This is a genomic window from Lysinibacillus sp. K60, assembly GCF_019731275.1.
Lineage (GTDB): Bacteria > Bacillota > Bacilli > Bacillales_A > Planococcaceae > Lysinibacillus > Lysinibacillus capsici.
In genome coordinates this window covers 410,333-430,114 of sequence record NZ_JAASJR010000002.1, presented here as the reverse complement: position 1 = coordinate 430,114, position 19,782 = coordinate 410,333, and the positions used below count along the sequence as shown (strand labels likewise).

Genomic DNA, 19,782 nt, shown 5'->3' with positions numbered 1-19,782 from the left:
CCAAAAGCCCTCCTTGTATGTACAATATAACGTACGTTTTGTATAATAAAAAGACCGACGTTATACAGTCTGTTTCGTGCATTATATCATACAACTTGAAAGAGGTGATTATTTTTCCTGTATTTTCCTTTTTATTATTTATCATCATTACAAGTTTTACACCTGGCCCTAATAATTTTATGGCGATGGTTTTTGCTAAACAATATGGTTTAGCGAAAACGATTCCATTCTGTTTAGGTGTAGGGATTGGTTTTTTCATCATTATTGGTTTAAGTAGCTTTTTTAACACGGTCATGTTAAACATTTTACCTGCCATTGAATTACCCTTAACCATATTTGGTGTAGGCTATATGTTGTACCTGGCTTATAAAATTTTAACAAGCAAAGAATTAGAGGATCCCGACAACGAAGAAGAAAAACGAAACCTATTTTTTTTAGGAGCGTTCGTTCAATTTATTAACCCAAAAGGTATTTTATTTGGTCTTACTGTTGTCGCAACTTACATCCTACCCTACTACTCATCCTACATAAGCTATCTATTTTTCTCTTTCTTTTTAGCTCTAGTAGGTGTAATCAGTACATTTAGTTGGGCGTTATGTGGCTCCGTTTTTCAAAAGATTCTACAGCAATACCGAAAACCGTTTAACATGATCATGGCACTATTATTAATGTACAGTGCTGTTTCCATTGTTGTACATTAAAAAAAACAGCCCTCTGTCGGTAGAGGGCTGCTTCATCAGCAACTTATTTTGTATACGTTAAAACGGCATTTTTCTTGAATTTTGCTAAAGCTTCTGTTGCCTCATTTTTGCTCGCATACTCAAAAATTCGAACGTCCTTTTTATCAAAAACTGTAATAACCCACATGTGAAAAGCTCCCTTCACTCAATATTTTTGTAATATAACAACCACCAAAATTTGTGATACGACTTATCAACTGTTTTATAACAATTCCTTACTTGATTCTTATTTTACGCTGATTTTTTCAAAAAGAAAGCTTTATGTGAAGGTCTTCACAAACTGTTCAATTTCAAAACGCTTTCATTGAACAATTTGTGAAAACCTTGATTTTATAGGTATATAAACAGCCAGTGATGTCAGGTCTTTCCTTCTCTTTTCAATTTTTATCCACTACATTACACGGCTATCCGTCTCTTTTCATCTACAGCAAAAAACCGTACAAAAGTACGGTTTTTGCTGTAGTAGTAGATTTACATGTCATAAGTTTAACAAAATACTTCTTCTTGCTTATGTGTTAATTCAATTTCGAAGCCCAAATCCTCCAGCATGCGATAATCGCTATTCGCTTCCTGTCCAGCTGTTGTTAAATAATCCCCAACAAAAATACTATTAGCTGCATAGAGACCGAGTGGCTGTAGTGAGCCTAAATTGATTTCACGACCACCCGAAATACGGATTTCCTTTGTCGGATTGATATAGCGGAATAAAGCTAAAACCTTTAAACAATAGCGGGGATTTAAATCCTTTGTCCCTTCTAGCTTTGTGCCATCGATTGCATTTAAAAAGTTTACAGGAATAGAATCAGCGTCCAATTGATGGAGGGCGCGTGCAATATTGACGACATCCTCTTTTGTTTCCTTCATCCCAATAATGGCACCCGAGCAAGGTGAAATTCCATGCTTTTTCACGATCTCTACCGTATTGACACGATCCTCATATGTATGTGAGGTCGTGATGAAGGAATGATGACGTTCCGATGTATTTAAATTATGATTGTAACGATCCACCCCCGCTTCCTTTAGTTGCTGTGCCTGTTCTTCTTTTAGTAAGCCAAGACAGGCACAAACCTTCAAGCCATACTTTTCTTTTATTTCAGCAACCGCCTCACTCACAACATTGACATCCTTACGTGTTGGCCCACGACCACTGGCTACAATACAATACGTCCCAATCTTATTGTCAAACGCTCGTTTTGCACCTGCTAAAATTTCCTCTTTTGTAATAAATGGATATTTCTCAATAGGAGCCGTTGATTTAGAGGACTGGGAGCAATAGCCACAATCCTCCGGGCAATAACCGCTTTTGGCGTTCATAATCATATTCAATTTAACTTTTTTACCATAATAATGACGGCGAATCGTAAAAGCACCATCCATAAGCTGTAATAGCTCATCATCCTCACTATTTAATATGGCAAGTGCCTCTTCATTGCTAATGATCTTCCCAGCAATTACTTCTTGTGCTAATTGGTAATAATTCATATTACATTCTCCCTCTCTACGTGTGAAAATTTCACATTTCTTGCAGACTGAAATACTTTATATAAGCGCTCAGCTAATAGCGCTGATGTAATAGCTAAGCAAAAATCAGCGACAATACTACTTAAAAAGCCGACAACAAACACATGTGACCAGCTTGATTTCATGTCTAACCAAAAATTCAATGCTACATACAAATAAGGAACAGCCACAGCATAAATGATAACTAGCCCAATAATTGTTGCTGCAATAAAATGCTTTTTCGTCGGCGTCTCAATTCTTTCAATAATGAGCCCAATCACATAGGCGGCTAGGGCAAAGCCAATCAGATAACCAAAAGTTGGCTGTAAGACATATGTGATACCACCACCCTGTGTAAAAACAGGTAAGCCTACTAAGCCCACGCCGATATAGACAAGTTGACTATAAAAACCATTCCGACTACCCAATAAACAGCCTGCTAAAAATACAAAAACAATTTGTAATGTAAACGGTACGACAGGCAATGGAATTTTAACAAAAGCTCCGATTGCTGTTAGAGCAGCGAACATGGCAATCATGACAAGCGCTAGTGTCTGATGTCTCTTACCCAATCTTAGCCCCCCTTTCCTTGAAAAATTGTTCGATTGTCTCTTTCGTTGTATGAATCATAAAGGACATTTCCTCTTCAGAAATAATATAAGGTGGCATAAAATACAGAACATTGCCGAGCGGTCTGATGAGTAAGCCTTTCGCTAAAGCCCGTTGATATATTTGATAGCCGATTCGCTCCTCAATGGTGAACGCTTCTTTTGTCAGCCGGTTCTTCACTAGTTCAATCGCTCCCACTAAACCAACTTGTCGGTATTCACCCACATAGGGCATATCACGAAAAGCTTCCATGGCTAACGCTCGCATGTATTGTCCCTTGTGCTGAATCATCTCCATCACTTGTTCCTCTTGAAACATCGTTAACACTTCCAATGCCACACGACAGGCCAATGTATTGCCTGAATAGCTATGCGAATGTAAAAAAGCCTTCATTGTTCCGTAATCATCATAAAAAGCGTCATAGATTTGCTCCGTCGTTAAGACAACAGATAATGGTAAATAACCACCTGTTAGCCCCTTTGATAAACACATAAAATCTGGCATGATGTCTGCCTGTTCACAGGCAAACAATGTACCGGTCCGACCAAAACCAACTGCAATTTCATCTGCAATGAGGTGCACATCATAGTGTGAGCACAATGCCCGTAAGCGCTGTAAATAGACAGGCGGGTACATTTTCATACCTGCTGCAGCCTGAATTAATGGTTCAATAATAACTGCCGTGATTTCCTCATGATGAGCTTGAAGTTGTTCCTCGACAAATTGACTACATGGTGCATTACAACTTGCTGGATCTTCCTGAAATGGGCAGCGGAAGCAATCTGGTCCTTTGGCACGAACAGTATCTAATAACAGAGGCTGGTAAACTTCATTGTAAAGCCCTACCCCTCCCACGGATAAAGCACCAATGGTTTCTCCATGATAGGCATCCGTCAAGGCGAGAAAGCGCTTTTTAGCTGGTTTCCCTGTCTGCATATGGTATTGAAAACTCATTTTCAATGCAACTTCAATAGCAGATGAGCCATTATCGGCAAAAAAGACTTTATGTAATCCCTGTGGTGCGAGTGTTGTTAATTTTTCAGCCAACTGTATGGCTGGTTCATGTGTAAAATTAGCAAAGATCGTATGCTCTAATGTAAATGCTTGCTCACTTAAAGCTTGGCTAATACGCGGATTGGCATGTCCAAATAAATTAACCCACCAAGAAGATACAGCATCCAAATAACGCTGATCATGTTCGTCATAAAGCCACACGCCTTGTCCCTTTTTTATGACGATGGGTGGAAATGCTTCATAGTCCTTCATTTGTGAGCATGGATGCCAAACATGACGTAAATCTCTTAGCTGTAAATCAGTTAATGCTTGTTTCATAGTTAAAAAGCCTTTCAAACAGTGTGGTGTGCGTCATAGCAAAATCCATTAACTGTGACAAATTTTGTAGCTTTGGAATAATCGCATAGGGTAAGGAATGGTACTGTAAAATCGTTTGTATATTATCTTGCTCCATACTGCTGCCCGTGTCCCCGTTAAACACTATGCCAAGAACATCAACTTGACGAGCGCGCAATGCCTCTATTGTTAATAATGTGTGATTGATCGTCCCTAGGGATGTCCTTGTAACAAGCACTACTGGCAGCTTGCTACTGACGATGACATCAAGCAGCGTCTTCCCATGGGGAGCAGTAAAAGGAACAAAAAGCCCACCCGCTCCCTCACATATCACAACATCATAGGACGCTTGTAATAATTGAATCCGCAATATTAGCTCATTGACATCAATTTGCTGCCCCTCCAGTTGCGCAGCAAAATGTGGCGATGCAGCTTCTCTAAATGAATAGCTATTGAGGTGCTCTTGTTGAAGCTTTTGTAAGGAATACTTTTCATACATGGCTGTATCATGATAATAGTAGCCACGACCGTTTTCGTAGACCTCTCCTGTTTGCACAGGCTTGTATGGTGAAACTTTCAAGCCTTGTTTTTGTAAATGATACATCAACATGGTGGTGACAATCGTTTTTCCAACATCCGTATCTGTACCGACAACCCAAAAATGTTGCATTGTTAACCTCTCCCTCTTTTAAGTTAACTATTAACACTATTTAAGTTAACACATCTATTTTTGTTTTGTAAATGCTATTTCTATATTTTTCTGAATACACTATTTTTGTTAATAAAAACAGCAAATTTTGTATTAAAATAAGAAAACGCTAAACTCCCACCCTTTATGGCAAGAATCTAGCGTTCATTGATCGTCATGATAGTAATCTCTCAAAAATGATTTCATAGTCTGTTGGTTTCCCATGTCCATTATAAGCAATCGGCAATACTTGCACTAAACGCCAACCTTGCTTCGCGTATTCTTCGATTGTTTTCCGATAGGTAGCTTCCTGAAAAAAGCTACCTAAATGTGTTTGTACAAATTTATACTCATACATTGACTCACCCCCTGTAAATCTTTACGTAACTACGGAGTCAAGGTTTCAATAATTAGTAGGTTCTCGCTTTTGAATATTATGATTATTTTAAAGGATTTTAATCTTCACTCGTAGTATTAAACTACATGGGGGTGGTAGTATGTTTGGCATTTTTAAAGAACCAGCGAAGATCATCGATACATATGAACAAGTGCATTCAATTTTAAAATCATTACTTACCTATGAACTAAAAGAATTACCAAATCGTTATGAATTTTGGTATCGTGTGGCCATCCGTCAAGAGGAGTATCGGACATTACAAGCAGAGCATCGGGCAAAAATTTCCATGACTTCTGCCGTAGGGCGTTTTCATCAAACACAATATGAAGTGATGACACAGAAATTAGCAAAGTTTGAACGCTTATCCGATATTTATAAACTATTTTGTATTGAAGAAGAACGAGAGCTATTAAACCATCGTCTCTCTTTTCATCAAGAAACGATCGCTGCCATCTATGACCATGTTCAACATAAAGAGCTTTATACGTACAGTGATAGTGTTCAACAGCAATTTTGGGAGGCCATCCGTGATGATCTACTCAATGCTATCGCACACCTAGATTAATTTTTTAGAGACTTCATTTTCTAATGGGAAATTGAAGTCTTTATTTATTTTTAGTAAACTCTCTTGATTATTTTGACCTAAAGGTTATGAAGGATTCTAAAATTATGCGAGTCCTAAATCTTCTAATTCCCAACTCAAACAAAAATTGGTATATTTGAAATAGGAAGGTGATGGATATGCGAACGAGAAAATTTTAATAGTGGAAGATGATCTAGATATTATGGAGGTAAAGACTTTTTATACAGAGAGTGTTGCTTCAAGTCAATCAATAAAAAAATAGCCAATGTTTCTATCACAAAACATTAGCTATTTATATATAGGACACTATTCAATAATTTCAATGATGTTGGCTCATTGCCATCCCTTGCGCAAGCATTTGTCTAAATTCTTGAACCTGGTCTGCTTTAATGGCTATGTGACTATAGTGCTTCTTGATCCCTAGCATAAACGTTACTTCCACAGGCTCTTTCATTTTCAAAATAAAGTGCGGATAGGCCTCACCAAAATCACGTGCTATAAAGTCTATCGTATCTTTTGATAATTTCCCCTCTAATCGCTCCTTGTCTTCTATGATTTCAACAATATGATCAAAACGAATTTCAGTACGTTTCATTAATCCCAGAGATAAGTACAATGTATCATTTGTGACATAAACAGGATTTAGGCGAATAGCCTGCATATCCGCAAGAAAGAAAATTACTGAATAAATATTAAAAACAAGCAACACAATGGAAAGTATCATTGACTTTTCATGTAGCCACCAGTGAATACCAATCGTTTCAATAGCAATCCCATGAATAATCATGAGCTGAAAAGCGATATAGCTAGAATTTTTATGCAACGTTAAACCTTGTCGTTCTTGTCTTTTCCAACTCGCGAAACCATAATAAAGCACTAATAAATCAGCACAGATCATCTGAATAACTGGATGCTTGGGAGCATGTTTTTCTACAGCCTTTGAAAATGAAAAGAGATCTGGTAAAGAGCTTCTCCGCACTTCCCCTAGGATTTTTGGCAGGTATCGTACAAGAGTTACCACTAGTATAATTTCTACTAGAATAATAGACCCTTCAATCGCAAAGCCAGCCCATGTCACTGCCACATAAGGCTGAAGGTGTTCCATTGGAATGATAAAACGTGCAGCAATACAGCCAGCTGCAGCTAATAGTATGGCTTGCTTTAATGAAAATTTTCCTTTATAAAGCATAAGTAGCACAGGCACCACCACAATACAATCAATCAATGAGCCCATGACAACACCATTTGTTTCGATAGGTAAAAGGGATGTGCCAAATCCTGTATTATAGAGTGTATAGTTACTCGCTAATACCACTAATAATAAGGCTAGCCAAATATTTTGCTTACTTTTTAAGACCATCATTCATAATGCCCCCTCTCTACTAATAATTTTACTTTATGCCAAATGGTTAATCTTGTATAGAATTTGAGAATAAAAGATGTTCCTAATTCCATTCACGTTCAATTATTTTTCACACTTAAAAACTTCTTACGATAAACATGTGGCGGATAGCCAGTGTATTCTTTAAACTTTTCAATATAATAACTGACAGTACTAAAGCCTGTATCAACAGCTATTTCTGTTATAGATCGCTCATTACCTTTCAATAATTCTATACTTTTGCGCAATCGATATTGGCATAAATAGGTAAACGGTGTCATGCCCACTATTTTCTTAAAAAAACGACTACATTCAGCGCGACTTATATACACATGACTAGCTAAATCTTCTAATGCTATTTTCTCCTGATAATGTGCGTGTAAAAAATCTAGCATAGCTTTTGCTCGTTCATGCTGCACAATAGTGGCAGAATCCATTATTTTTTCTGTCAATAAGGATTGGGTTAGCATGGATTCCCAAATAAATAGAAGCTCTCTCCGTACTTTTAACTCAAAAAAAGCGGTTTGCTCTCGCATTAATTCCGCAATCGTTGCTATTTTCTGTGCTAACTCTCCTGTTAGTTTGACATAAGGTATTCGATTACTTGTAATATACGGTTCTACATATTTTGAGAAAAAAATACTGCCCTCATGCCCTCCCAATAACTTTGGATCTACATTCACACAATAAACGATCGCTTGTTCAATTTGATAAGGTTTCGCTTCATGTAAGCCGGAGGCATTAATAAAGAGCCCCTCGCCTTGCTTCAATACAAAAACGTCCGTCCCCACTCGATACTGTGCACATCCATTTTTTATAAAAACAAATTGTATTTCTTTATGCCAATGGAGAGGTAGAAAATCCATACTTTCTAATCGCATAATTGTTTCATACAAGGCAACTGGAAATTCCTTCGTTCCGTGCAAGGTTAATTCTTGTAAATCCTTAGCAATTTTAATATGTGTTAACGGCATCTATAACACCTCAATATATTGATATTTTATTGGATTAAATCGATATTTATTTGGATTTAATCACTTTATAATCATCTTATATTGATAGTTTAGGAGATGTAAACAGATGAATCAAATTATTCAAAATAAACGCACACTGGGCTTTCTACTAGTTATTCTTGGAGCAAGTTTCTGGGGAATCGGAGGGACCGTTGCCCAACGACTATTTCAGCAGGACAATTTAGAGGTCGGCTGGCTTGTTTCTAGTCGTTTACTTTTAGCAGGTCTGTTACTAATTGCTATTTATAAAATGACCCATCGGCATGAATCCATTTTCGTCATATGGCGCACAAAGCAAAATGCTTTTAGACAAATTTTATTTAGCTTACTCGGTATGCTTGCTGTCCAATATACCTATATGATGTCAATCGCTATTGGTAATTCAGCTGTAGCCACATTATTGCAATATTTAGCACCACTGTTTATCATGGCTTATTATTTTCTAACGAGGCAAAGTCCATTGACAAAGCAGGACGGTATAGCTGTGTCACTTACACTTGTGGGGACCTTTTTATTATTAACAAACGGTTCTTTTTCAACATTGTCCGTTCCTTTTATGGCTGTGTTGTGGGGTATTTTATCGGGTCTTTCTGTTGCATTTTATACCATTTATGCCGTCCCACTTTTACAGCAATTCCATTCATTACTAGTTGTCGGCTGGTCGATGATCATCGGTGGTATAGTAATGAGTATAGCTCACCCACCATGGGCTATCGATCTATCAGATTGGACGTTTTCAACCATTGCCTATTTTTTATTTATTGTTATTTTTGGGACAATGCTCGCTTTTTGGTTTTATATTGCTAGCTTGCACTATCTTTCACCAAAGGAGTCAAGCCTACTAGGTAGTCTTGAACCATTAATGGCTGTCATCACAAGTGTTTGGTGGTTAAAAATTGCTTTTGGCGGCTATCAGTTTATTGGTACATTGCTAATTCTTCTTATGATTTTATATCTCACAGTATTTCAGAAAAAGCAGCCTTAAGAACAGAAAATTAAGAGAGTTGTGAACTTTAATAGTTAATACCTCCTATTATCGAGATAGCAATATATGAATTTATACATAAAATTTACATATTTCATCTATCTTTTCTCCTTATTTGTCTACTATACTGAACATAATAACAGATAGAAGGAGGTATTTTATGGATAAAAAAGTTATTTTTTTCGAGGTGGAAGGCGGCACAGATAAAGGACCAGATGGCTATCGCCCAGATACAATGCCAATGGTAGAAGCACTACAGCAACGTGGACAGGATGCAGAGGTACTCTTCTTTGATATCACAAAAAAGCAGGAAATCTTTCACTACGTGAAGGAATATGGTGTTGCCTATGTATCTCGCATTAACCCAGGTAACTTACAGCATGAGGAAGAGTACTTTGCTATGCTACGAGAGCTATGCCAAGCTGGCATTATAGGGATGCCACATCCAGACGCCATGATTAGCTATGGTTCAAAAGACGTATTATCAAAACTGACGACAACAAATTTAGTACCTGATGATACATTTGCCTACTACACAATCGAAGCATTCAAAAAACAATTCCCTACTTCCTTAGCCTTAACAGAGCGTGTTTTGAAGCAAAATCGTGGTTCAACTGGAGAAGGTATTTGGCGTGTAAAATTAGTGGAACCGCTAGCAGAGGGTATCACTGAAGTGCCACTTGATGCCCAAATCAAATGTACTGAAGCAAAAGATAATCATGTAGAATATTGGCAGCTTGGCGACTTTATGACATTTTGTGAGCAGTATATTACGGGGACGAATGGTATGTTAATCGATATGCGCTTTCTTCCAAGGATTACAGAAGGCGAAATTCGCTTATTCATGTTGCGCGATCATCCCGTACATGTCGTACATAAAAAACCAGCTGCTACCGAGGATGCCTTTAGCGCAACTCTATTCTCTGGCGCTCAATACCGCTATGACAAGCCTGAAGACTGGCAAGAGCTGGTACAAAACTTTTTAAAGCAGCTCCCTCAAATAACAAACCTACTAGGTAATTATGATTTACCGCTTATCTGGACAGCTGACTTTATGCTAGATACCAATGAAGACGGAGAGGATTGCTATATTTTAGGTGAGATGAATTGTTCTTGTGTTGGCTTTACTTCAGAACTAGCATTAGCGCATGAAGTAGCAGAAGAAATTTTAGCTTGTATAAAAGAGCAAACTGAGGCTATTGCGCAATAAAAAAAGTGCGATCTTTAGGGATCGCACTTTTCATATATAAATCTTAATTCCTTGTATAAATTCATATATAAAATAACAAGCAAAACCAATCAATAAGAATCCTGCGACAATTGTAAATGTCCTAATCATCTTCCGATTCATAGCTTTACGAGTAACCGAGATAATGGTCAGCAAACCGATATCGTGGAGTAAAATTCCACTTAAAACACCAGCAGCAATAATTAAAAAGCTCGTTGACTCCCCTTGTCCATAAGATTTTGCTAGCACCACGCCAAATACGTTGACCCAAAAAACGAGATTACCAGGTGAAATGGCCACTAGTAAGCCGTTAAAATAAGAGGCAAAAAACGATTTGGTTACTTTTTCTCCTGCCAATGTAATATCATGGTCAGCGTTCTTGATAGAATCATAGCCTAACAAAAATAAAAAGCCCGCTCCAATAATCCACATAGGGAGTTGAATCATAGGCATAGCCAGGATGGAGGCTAGTCCCATATACAGAGCAAAAACTAATACAATATCAATGGTCATACCACCAAGCCCAACAGCCCAGCCGTGCATAAAACCATTTTTGAGTCCTTGCTTTGTCATTTCTACTGTAATAGCTCCTACAGGCATGGCAATGGCAAGTCCTACCAATACATACGCTACATATAAACTCAAAAAAACACTTCTTTCATGTCATCGATAAGCTTCATACGTCCGTTTATGGTTTCACTATAGCATAATTATACTTGAAAGGAAATAATTATTAAAAGTTACATGTCTTTTTACCTGTTAGAGCATTTGCTTTTTCCATTGCGCTAACAAATCTTTTGACTTCTCCAAATCCAATTTCAAGGTGACCTGCTTAGCTGTACAACGTTTTTTAGCTTTCTCCCATGCTTCTTCCAAGGCAGGTAAATAGCTTAAATTTTTTGTCGCTGCTACTAGCTGAAAAAATATATTACCTTGAATATAGTGCCAACGAGGATTCATTCCATCTAGAAGTATTGCTTCTTCAATCAGTCTTAATGCCAAATAAGGGCTACCTTCGTGACGATTTAAAAACTGTGCAAATGCTCCCCAATACAATGCCTTATTGGGCTGCAATTTGATTGCCTCCGCATATTGTACGGATGCCTTATCCTGTTCTTTTGCAAGGACATAATATTCCGCCATTGTATAATAGGCGTTAGCCTGCGCTTCTAAAGGTCCCGCTAATAATTCATCGACCACTTTACCAAATTGCTCATCATCCTGACTACCTATATAAGCTGCGAGAACATCTCGTTCTGGATACGAGCCATCTATACGTTCCACACTTTGCTTCACTATGTCGTCAGTAGGCTGAGGCATATTTGCATACCCATTTGCCTCTAGCATTGCCACATGGTGCTGAATGACTTGATAGGCCTCTTCTGCGATCGCTGTATCATTGCCCAATATTTCTTTAGCTAGTTGATAACTTTCCTTAACTTGACCACTCAAAAATAAGTCATTGACTTGTTGAACTTGCTCGTTCATTTGTTTTACCACCATTAAAATCCTCACCTTCGCAAAAGAAAAATCTTATTGCTAGTTTACCATTTAAGTAGTATAAGCAAAAGCCAACATGTCCTAATCTTTCTATTATTCTTTTAATTTAAACGCCTTTACATGCTGTTCGAGTGTGTGTGCCATGTGATTTGTTTCATTAGAGCCTTGTGCCACCTCATCAATGCTTGCAGTTGTTTGCTGTGCTGCGACAGTAATCATATTCATCGTTTCTTCTATATCACGAATAGATTCTGTTAATTGTTGAATCATTTGCACAATACGTGTAGATTTTTGGTTTTCAGCGGTCATAGCATTAGAAATGGTAATCATTTCTTCTACTGTTGCAGCCACTGCTGTCGAAATATTTCCTAAAGATTGTGCTGTTAGACGCACTGTCTCTGTTCCCTTTTCAATATATTGCGTATTATCATTCGTAGATGACATGACCTGCTGCACATGCTTCATTATATCCTGAATAAGCTGTTCAACTTGCAATACCTCTTGATTAGATTGCTCAGCAAGTTTCCGTACTTCCTCAGCAACAATAGCAAAGCCTTTGCCATGCTCCCCTGCTCTAGCCGCTTCAATGGAAGCATTCAGTGCTAGCAAATTTGTTTGTGATGCGATGTTCGCAATAGACGTTGTAATGGTTTGAATTTTGGTTGCAGATGTAACCAGGTTTTCTACTGTTTGTCGTACCTCACCTGATCCGCTGTGAATTAATGCCATATCATTGCTTATATCTTTTGCTAGTCGCTCACCCTCTGTTGCTAATTCCATCGTTTGTCGAGCATTATCGGCACTATTATTGGCATTGCTTTGAATCTTTTGAAGGTCCTGCGCTAAAGAAGTAAGAACATCTGTCGCATTTTCAGCATGGTGCATCCCTGCCGTCACGGCACTTGTTACCTCTTCGATATTATTGGCGACACCTTGAATGGTATTGCTCATATCGTTCAAGGTGGAAGCGGTTTCATCTGCGTTATTCGTTAAAGTATTAGAAGTGGATCGCATCGTCATAATCATATTTTGTAAATTAGCTGTCATTCGATTTAATGTATTGGCTAAATCCGCTACTTCATCTTTACTGTTAATTTTTGTTTCAGGTACAGCTAAATTACCATTGGCAATTTCTTTCGCCTGCTGAATCAGCACACTAATCGGTCTTACTTTACGACGGATTAAAAAGCCTGTGATGATGGAAGCAATTAGCATAGGGAAAATACTAATTAAAATCCCATTTCGTACAACATCCCATGTTCGCTCCTTCACGATATTGGCATCAAAGTCGATGACACTAATAGCAATAATCTCTTTACTGGAATCATGGTCTTTAAAAATAGGGGCATAGCCAGATAAACGGTCCATCCCTGCATAAGTATAAGGCTGTGAGTATGTTGGATGCTTATGTGTAAGCAACATATCAATAGCTTCTTTATCTAAATAAAATTGATCACCAGGGGCATAACCTTTTTCAGCCAAATGATCATCAAGCGCTAATAATGTGCCATCCAACGATAAAATATATTGTGTTTGGAAAATATCTTTATGACCTGTTGTCCAGTTCAAATCGTTCCCAATGCTTTCCTGTACAGCCTTGTCGCCTTGAATGGCCTTGTTCAATTGTTGCGGATTGATCAAACCTGTCGTAATATTGGCACAGCCATAGGCCTCAACACCAGCAGCATCATAAAGTTTATTGTAAGCAGTTATGTATGTAGCGAACGAAGTAATCCCTAGCATCACCACTAAAATACCAGCGATAATCGTCCCAAGTTGAAAAGTTAATGAATTACGTAATTTCACGATCCATCCTCTCCCCTTTCTTGTAATAATCTATGAATATTCCTTTTGTGTTTCATCATACTACAAAAAGATGTATTAAAAAAGCATCTTTAATTATTCTAGTAAGATAAAAACATTGGAAAAAGTTCTGAATTGTGCGATAATTGAAGTTAATTATCTTAAATCCTGAGCATTACCAATTCATCTAATAGGAGGGCTTGCTATGAATAAACGCTTTCATCTTATATCGATTGTTACAGGAAACTTGTTAACAATAGGGGCCATTTTTATTTATGCCATGCAAAGTCAAGTGGGAGTAGCCCTCAGTACGTATGCTCTTGTGATGGGTTTTTTTAGTACTTTGCTTGTGGTTTTCTTCTATATATGGGGGGAACAAAAACAACAAGTATCCAATCGTTTTCTGAAATAATATGCATCATTCTCCATTACACAGATACCTGTAGCACGTTTAATGTGGTTCCTGTTCCTTCCCTTCCTACTAGGTAGAGGGATTTTTTTATGTAAGGTCAGTAGGAATGATTTAGTAGCAGGAATCAAATAGTCAATCGGGAGAGATTATATGTCATAACATTCATTTAGACAATTATTTACTTGATGTCGTAAAATCTAGGATGAATTGTGATGAAACTTCACCATATATTTGGGTATATACAACAGCTATTTCCCTCTATTTTTACTAAAATGACGTTGTAGATTTATTCATGATTCCCTTCTTTTCCGAGGTATTCCCCTCCATATACGTCTAATTGTTGTAGAAAAATAAAATTTTTTGTAGAAAATTTTAAAACAATGATTGAGTAGTATATCAATTTTCTGTATAATCAGCTTGTTTGACAATACTTTATATGAACTTGGGGGTAGACAATTGGGTAAAGCATTGATTATCGGAGCTGGCGGAGTTGCCAGTGTTGTGGTACACAAGTGTGTTCAAAATTCGGACGTATTTGAGGAAATTTGTATCGCAAGTAGAACTGTTTCAAAATGTGACGCTCTAAAAGAAAAACTAGACGGCGGAAAAACAAAAATTCATACTGCACAGGTAGACGCAGACAATACAGAAGAGGTTATTGAGCTTATTAAAGCTTTCGGACCAGATGTAGTGATTAACGTGGCTTTACCTTATCAGGACTTAACGATTATGGATGCTTGCTTAGCGACAGGTGTGCACTATGTGGATACTGCAAACTACGAGCCACCTGAAACGGCAAAATTTGAATATAAATGGCAATGGGCTTATAAAGAGAAGTTTGAAAAAGCTGGCTTAACTGCATTACTTGGAAGCGGTTTTGACCCAGGTGTAACAGGCGTTTTCACAGCTCATGCACAAAAACATGAATTTGATGAAATCCACTATATCGATATCGTGGATGCCAATGCGGGAGATCATGGATATCATTTCGCAACAAACTTCAACCCAGAAATTAACATTCGTGAAATTACAGCGAATGGTCGTTACTGGAAAGAAGGCGAGTGGATTGAAACTGCACCACTTGAGAAAAAAGAAGTGTATAACCTACCTGAAATCGGACCAAAAGATATTTACCTTCTATACCATGAAGAGCTTGAATCACTTGCAAAAAATATCAAAGGTTTAAAACAAATCCGCTTCTGGATGACGTTCTCTGAAAAATACTTAACACACTTAAAAGTATTAGAAAACGTAGGTATGACATCAATTGAACCAATCGAATTTGAAGGGCAAATGATTCAACCAATCCACTTCCTTAAAGCGGTATTACCAGATCCAGCTTCACTTGGACCACGTACAAAAGGTAAAACAAACATTGGTTGTATCATTCGCGGCCTAAAAGATGGCAAAGAAAAAACGTACTATGTGTACAACGTATGTGACCACGAAGAGTGCTACAACGAGGTTGGTTCACAAGCGATTTCTTACACAACTGGCGTACCAGCTATGATCGGTGCAATGCTTGTGATGAACGGTGAATGGCGTAAACCAGGTGTATGGAATGTGGAAGATTTCAATCCAGATCCATTCATGGATGCACTAAATAAATGGGGTCTACCATGGCAAGAAAGCCATAACCCAGAATTATTAGACCTTGATTTAGATGCAAAGGAATTAAGCCGATGAAACCAATTGATTTTTCAAAAGTTCCATCCCCTTCTTATGTAGTGGATGAGCGATTATTAACAAAGAATCTTGAGCTTTTAAAATCAATTCAAGATCGAACAGGCTGCCGCATTTTATTAGCCCTTAAAGGCTTCTCTATGCATTCAACATTCCCACTAGTAGGGGAATATTTAGCAGGCATTACAGCTAGCTCACTGCATGAGGCACGTCTTGGCTACGAAAAAATGGGCAAAGAAGTTCACGTTTATGCACCTGCTTATATTGAGCATGAAATGGACGAGCTTCTAGGCTATGTGGATCACATCGTATTTAACTCATTTAACCAATGGGCTCAGTTCAAGGATAAAGTGAAATCTGCTGGTAAAACAATTGAATGTGGTATTCGCGTGAATCCTGAATACTCTGAAATTGAAACAGCGCTTTACGATCCTTGCTACACAAACTCTCGCCTTGGTACAACATTGGCTAACTTTGATAAATCACAGCTTGACGGTATAGATGGCTTACACTTCCATGCGATGTGTGAACAAAATTCGGATACATTAGAGCGTATTATTGAAGTAGTTGAGGAAAAATTTGGTGATGTTTTACACCAAATGAAATGGTTAAACTTCGGTGGCGGTCACCATATTACACGTGATGATTATGATGTAGAAAAACTTGTGAACATCATTAATTATATTCAAGAAAAGTATAACCTGCTTGTTTATCTTGAGCCAGGTGAAGCAGTAGCCCTTAATACAGGCTATTTAGTAGCAACGGTGCTTGATATTCAAGAAAACGGGATGGATCTTGCTATTTTAGATACATCCGCAACATGTCACATGCCTGATGTACTTGAAATGCCTTACCGTCCAATGATTATTGGTTCTGGACAAGCAAATGAATTAGCACACACATATCGCTTAGGCGGACTAACATGTCTAGCTGGTGATGTGATTGGCGATTATTCGTTTGAACAGCCATTAAAACCAGGTGATCGTCTTGTATTCACAGATATGGCTCATTATTCTATGGTGAAAAACCATATGTTTAACGGTGTCAACTTACCATCTATCGTTTCTTATAATGATGAAGAAGGTATTAAAGTCATTCGCGAATTTAAATTCGAGGACTACAGCGGTCGACTGTCCTAATACCAATAGAAAAGCCCTTCCAGTTTAACACTGGAAGGACTTTTTTTATGGACGCATGGTCATCCAATTCTCCACATGATGAATGGCTACTCCATGAAAAGCATCTTTATTTGAAAAATGTTGCTGAACAAGTATAAGCTGTTCATTCATAAAGGCTTCTCCATTATCATAAAAAGTAATATTTTCCCCTTCTTCTGAAGCGCCTGTTTCTACACCAATTACAATTGATTTATTCACAGTGGAAGCATAAGCGATTTCATGTTCTACAATAGAGATAATATCTTTTGCAGCATCACGATAGGCCATGATCGTCACACTATCCACATGGTCAATGACCCAATCAGCTAATAACCCTTTTCCAAATTCGTTATTATACCGAACTTCATCAAACCAAAATGGCATATCTACTTCTAAAGTAAGTTGTAATTGACTTGCCTTCTCACTTGCTTTCATTATTAGTGTTTGATAGGTTTTTATCGTTTGTGCTTGATGTAAGCTCCATCCACTATTTAAATAAGGTTCTACATCAAGGTGAACCCCAGAAAATTGCTCAGATTCAGTTGAATTCTCATTATATGTATGTAACCAATTAAACAATTCGTCTTGGCTTCGACTACTCTCAGCTGAAACCCAGCTTGCAGCACCATCCAATGCATAAATGCGAATACCTTTGTGAGAAGCGTTACTAATAAAACGCTTATAGTCATCGCTCCCTATGCCTTGATCGATTTGCAGATAAACTTTATTAACATCGTTATGTTCTAAAAATAATAATATTTTTTCTTGATCATCCATAATAAGGGATGTATCCCACAGCCACGTAGCCTTTTCCTGTATAGCCATTGCATCAACCTTTCCACTTGATAAAGCTAATGAACTAATCATGAGGACGATTAGTGCGGTCCATACTTTTAATTGTCTCTTCATACGAACTAACTCCATTCTACTCGCCACGGCTCCTAGAACAGAACCTGGCAACCTGACAATTATGCACTAAATTATAGTGTTTAGACTCATGGCTTGGCGCCCTCCCTTTCGATGAAGTTTGCCTTTTTCAGTTTTTTCTTAATCATTATCATACGCGGTTAGCAATGGTTTGTCTGTAGGTAGAATGCATAATTGTCACATGTATGATCAGATAAAAACGACAAAATACAGGTTAAATTTACTATTCAAACATAAAAAAAAACGTAGAGTTACTCTGTAAGATTAAGTACAAGTAATTGTACATTAACTCTTATTTAATAGTGTTTCACTTATAATGTTACACATTTAATAAAAATGCACATTACTAAATGCAAATTTTAGTGATGTGCTTTTTTATTTTGGCAGTCTTTCTCATTTAGATTTGTTAAAAGACTGAACATTTTACAATGATGAGAAAAGACATTAACATAAGAACGTTCGTTCTTTTTGAGGGAGGTTAATAATTGTATTGGTTTGAATATTGTCCTAAACATATCGAAAGTAAATATGGGCTACTTGTATTTAAAGAAAATCAACCCTTTCTACCTTTAACAGATTACTACCATGACTGTTTAGGGAGAATAGACAAAAGTTCTGCAATATCCTATTTGAATTGTCTACTTCCATTTTTTAAATGGTTAGAGAAAGAAAGCAACTATCAAGGAAAGAAAGTGCAATGGAATGATTCAGAAGAAAAAATACGTGTTGTGGTTGAAGATTATTTGATGCATGAAATGAAGTGTAAGATTCGTGATAAAGACACGTTTCGCTTTATAAATTTAACTAGTAAAAGCCCTAATACGATAAGTCGTTTTTTGTCAGCATTAAAATCTTTTTACAAGGCTATGATTCGTTTAAAACAGTATCCGTATAGTAATCCATTAGTAGATGCTCAAGCTATCTTGCACAGCTACAAAGATGAGTTAAAGGGGGTTCGAGAGGATAAGCCAAGAATGCCTTCAATTGCAGGTACAGAAGAAGCTATCCCTCATCGAAGATTAACAGATTCCTATTTTAAAATTATCAATGAAGAGTGGCAACCACAGATTATTGACGATATAGATTTACCATATCAAGTATATCAAGCTGGTAAAAAAGCAAGTTGGTCACTTCGTGAAATGGTGATAGTCCGTATGTTATTTGAAACGGGTGCAAGAGCATCAGAAATTATTGAGTTAACAGTTGGAGATTATCGACAACGGAAAAATCAACAAGAATTCATCACGTTCAATAAAGGTAGTCATGGTCGAAAAATTAAGTTTATACGTGTTAGTAAAGATACAATTAAGCGATTATTTCACTACATAGAGACGGAGAGAAAGTCATTAGATAGCAATCATATGAATTTTGAACAACTACCTGATGATGCCCCTATCTTTTTATCGGCAAATGGAACACCTCTTACTTATCACGCTTGGTACTACCACTGGAATCGAGCAATGAAAAGTAATGAACTAAGTTTAAATCCACATAAAGCAAGGCACTGGTTTGTTACTTCTCGATTACGAGAGATTTATAATGTTGCACAAAATGAAACAGAAATTCATCAACGAAAAAATGAGCTGATTAAATATATGAAGTGGAAAAATCCAGATACGATGAATGTGTATGAGCATCATTTTGATGAAACGAAACATAGAGAAGCACATGAGAAAATGTTGGAGCAAATGCAGCAAAACGAAAAGGACTATATTAAGCAACAGCAATCTTCTAAGAAGTCAAAACAAAAGTTAAGCGTTGTTAAATCATCAGCTATCGAAAACTTTGATGAAGATTTAAAAGAATTGTTAGAAGGGTTGGAATAA

At 37.3% G+C, this 19,782-nt stretch carries 20 protein-coding genes and 1 riboswitch; of the genes, 8 read left to right on the top strand and 12 right to left on the bottom strand.

What is annotated here, in order from left to right; translation table 11 throughout:
- Positions 1 to 104 precede the first annotated feature (104 nt).
- Positions 105 to 701, top strand: a complete 597-nt coding sequence (locus HCH28_RS05895; protein WP_369579343.1) for a LysE family transporter — start codon at positions 105 to 107, stop codon at positions 699 to 701.
- 43 nt (positions 702 to 744) lie between these two features.
- Here the strand turns inward: HCH28_RS05895 and HCH28_RS24930 are convergent, their stop codons facing one another.
- From HCH28_RS24930 to HCH28_RS05870, 6 genes are all read right to left on the bottom strand, one after another.
- Entirely contained in the window at positions 745 to 867 is a 123-nt protein-coding gene (locus tag HCH28_RS24930; RefSeq protein WP_004231260.1) for a hypothetical protein, read from the bottom strand.
- Between the two features lie 359 nt (positions 868 to 1,226).
- Positions 1,227 to 2,222 (bottom strand): biotin synthase BioB, encoded by a 996-nt coding sequence (gene bioB / locus HCH28_RS05890; protein WP_048392330.1) that lies wholly within the window; start codon positions 2,220 to 2,222, stop codon positions 1,227 to 1,229.
- Positions 2,219 to 2,812 (bottom strand): biotin transporter BioY, encoded by a 594-nt coding sequence (locus HCH28_RS05885; protein WP_221680197.1) that lies wholly within the window; start codon positions 2,810 to 2,812, stop codon positions 2,219 to 2,221. The genes bioB and HCH28_RS05885 overlap by 4 nt, the downstream gene beginning before the upstream one ends.
- A complete protein-coding gene (gene bioA / locus HCH28_RS05880; RefSeq protein WP_221680196.1) occupies positions 2,805 to 4,181 on the bottom strand; it encodes an adenosylmethionine--8-amino-7-oxononanoate transaminase in 1,377 nt (458 codons plus the stop codon). Before bioA ends, HCH28_RS05885 begins: the two co-directional genes overlap by 8 nt.
- Positions 4,162 to 4,869 carry a dethiobiotin synthase gene (bioD, locus tag HCH28_RS05875; protein WP_221680195.1) on the bottom strand — a complete coding sequence of 236 codons (708 nt, stop codon included), beginning with the start codon at positions 4,867 to 4,869 and terminating at the stop codon, positions 4,162 to 4,164. Before bioD ends, bioA begins: the two co-directional genes overlap by 20 nt.
- 193 nt (positions 4,870 to 5,062) lie before the next feature.
- Positions 5,063 to 5,245 (bottom strand): DUF4177 domain-containing protein, encoded by a 183-nt coding sequence (locus HCH28_RS05870; RefSeq protein ID WP_221680194.1) that lies wholly within the window; start codon positions 5,243 to 5,245, stop codon positions 5,063 to 5,065.
- 139 nt (positions 5,246 to 5,384) lie between these two features.
- Between HCH28_RS05870 and HCH28_RS05865 the strand changes: the two genes are divergently transcribed.
- The gene (locus HCH28_RS05865) at positions 5,385 to 5,849 is read left to right on the top strand and encodes a hypothetical protein (RefSeq protein ID WP_221680193.1); all 465 of its coding nucleotides are present in this window, start codon (positions 5,385 to 5,387) and stop codon (positions 5,847 to 5,849) included.
- Positions 5,850 to 6,186: 337 nt separating this feature from the next.
- Here HCH28_RS05865 and HCH28_RS05860 read toward each other — a convergent pair whose 3' ends face one another.
- Together HCH28_RS05860 and HCH28_RS05855 are read right to left on the bottom strand one after the other, a co-directional pair.
- The gene (locus tag HCH28_RS05860) at positions 6,187 to 7,230 is read right to left on the bottom strand and encodes a beta-carotene 15,15'-monooxygenase (protein ID WP_221680192.1); all 1,044 of its coding nucleotides are present in this window, start codon (positions 7,228 to 7,230) and stop codon (positions 6,187 to 6,189) included.
- A gap of 98 nt (positions 7,231 to 7,328) precedes the next feature.
- Positions 7,329 to 8,222, bottom strand: coding sequence for an AraC family transcriptional regulator (locus tag HCH28_RS05855; protein WP_221680191.1), 894 nt, complete (start codon positions 8,220 to 8,222; stop codon positions 7,329 to 7,331).
- A gap of 106 nt (positions 8,223 to 8,328) precedes the next feature.
- Here HCH28_RS05855 and HCH28_RS05850 point away from each other — a divergent pair, with 106 nt between their 5' ends.
- Both HCH28_RS05850 and HCH28_RS05845 read left to right on the top strand, forming a co-directional pair.
- Positions 8,329 to 9,246: a DMT family transporter gene (locus HCH28_RS05850; protein ID WP_221680190.1), complete on the top strand. Its 918-nt coding sequence runs from the start codon at positions 8,329 to 8,331 to the stop codon at positions 9,244 to 9,246.
- A 160-nt stretch (positions 9,247 to 9,406) separates the two neighbouring features.
- On the top strand, positions 9,407 to 10,456 hold the full coding sequence (locus HCH28_RS05845) for a Cj0069 family protein (RefSeq protein WP_221680189.1): 1,050 nt from the start codon (positions 9,407 to 9,409) through the stop codon (positions 10,454 to 10,456).
- A 30-nt stretch (positions 10,457 to 10,486) separates the two neighbouring features.
- Here HCH28_RS05845 and HCH28_RS05840 read toward each other — a convergent pair whose 3' ends face one another.
- The 3 genes from HCH28_RS05840 to HCH28_RS05830 form a co-directional block, all read right to left on the bottom strand.
- Positions 10,487 to 11,119, bottom strand: coding sequence for a LysE family translocator (locus HCH28_RS05840; protein WP_004231229.1), 633 nt, complete (start codon positions 11,117 to 11,119; stop codon positions 10,487 to 10,489).
- Positions 11,120 to 11,233: 114 nt separating this feature from the next.
- Positions 11,234 to 11,962 carry a tetratricopeptide repeat protein gene (locus tag HCH28_RS05835; RefSeq protein WP_255600748.1) on the bottom strand — a complete coding sequence of 243 codons (729 nt, stop codon included), beginning with the start codon at positions 11,960 to 11,962 and terminating at the stop codon, positions 11,234 to 11,236.
- Between the two features lie 105 nt (positions 11,963 to 12,067).
- A complete protein-coding gene (locus HCH28_RS05830) occupies positions 12,068 to 13,780 on the bottom strand; it encodes a methyl-accepting chemotaxis protein (RefSeq protein ID WP_221680187.1) in 1,713 nt (570 codons plus the stop codon).
- A gap of 202 nt (positions 13,781 to 13,982) precedes the next feature.
- On the opposite strand from HCH28_RS05830, the gene HCH28_RS05825 reads away from it, so the two are divergent.
- From HCH28_RS05825 to nspC, 3 genes are all read left to right on the top strand, one after another.
- Positions 13,983 to 14,189, top strand: a complete 207-nt coding sequence (locus tag HCH28_RS05825) for a hypothetical protein (RefSeq protein ID WP_221680186.1) — start codon at positions 13,983 to 13,985, stop codon at positions 14,187 to 14,189.
- A 456-nt stretch (positions 14,190 to 14,645) separates the two neighbouring features.
- Positions 14,646 to 15,875 (top strand): saccharopine dehydrogenase family protein, encoded by a 1,230-nt coding sequence (locus tag HCH28_RS05820; protein WP_048392314.1) that lies wholly within the window; start codon positions 14,646 to 14,648, stop codon positions 15,873 to 15,875.
- Positions 15,872 to 17,011: a carboxynorspermidine decarboxylase gene (gene nspC / locus HCH28_RS05815; RefSeq protein WP_221680185.1), complete on the top strand. Its 1,140-nt coding sequence runs from the start codon at positions 15,872 to 15,874 to the stop codon at positions 17,009 to 17,011. The genes HCH28_RS05820 and nspC overlap by 4 nt, the downstream gene beginning before the upstream one ends.
- A 45-nt stretch (positions 17,012 to 17,056) precedes the next feature.
- Here nspC and HCH28_RS05810 read toward each other — a convergent pair whose 3' ends face one another.
- Entirely contained in the window at positions 17,057 to 17,938 is an 882-nt protein-coding gene (locus HCH28_RS05810; RefSeq protein WP_255600746.1) for an amidase, read from the bottom strand.
- Between the two features lie 43 nt (positions 17,939 to 17,981).
- Positions 17,982 to 18,071, bottom strand: a riboswitch (cyclic di-GMP riboswitch).
- A gap of 370 nt (positions 18,072 to 18,441) precedes the next feature.
- Between HCH28_RS05810 and HCH28_RS05805 the strand changes: the two genes are divergently transcribed.
- Positions 18,442 to 19,782: a tyrosine-type recombinase/integrase gene (locus HCH28_RS05805; RefSeq protein ID WP_221680184.1), complete on the top strand. Its 1,341-nt coding sequence runs from the start codon at positions 18,442 to 18,444 to the stop codon at positions 19,780 to 19,782.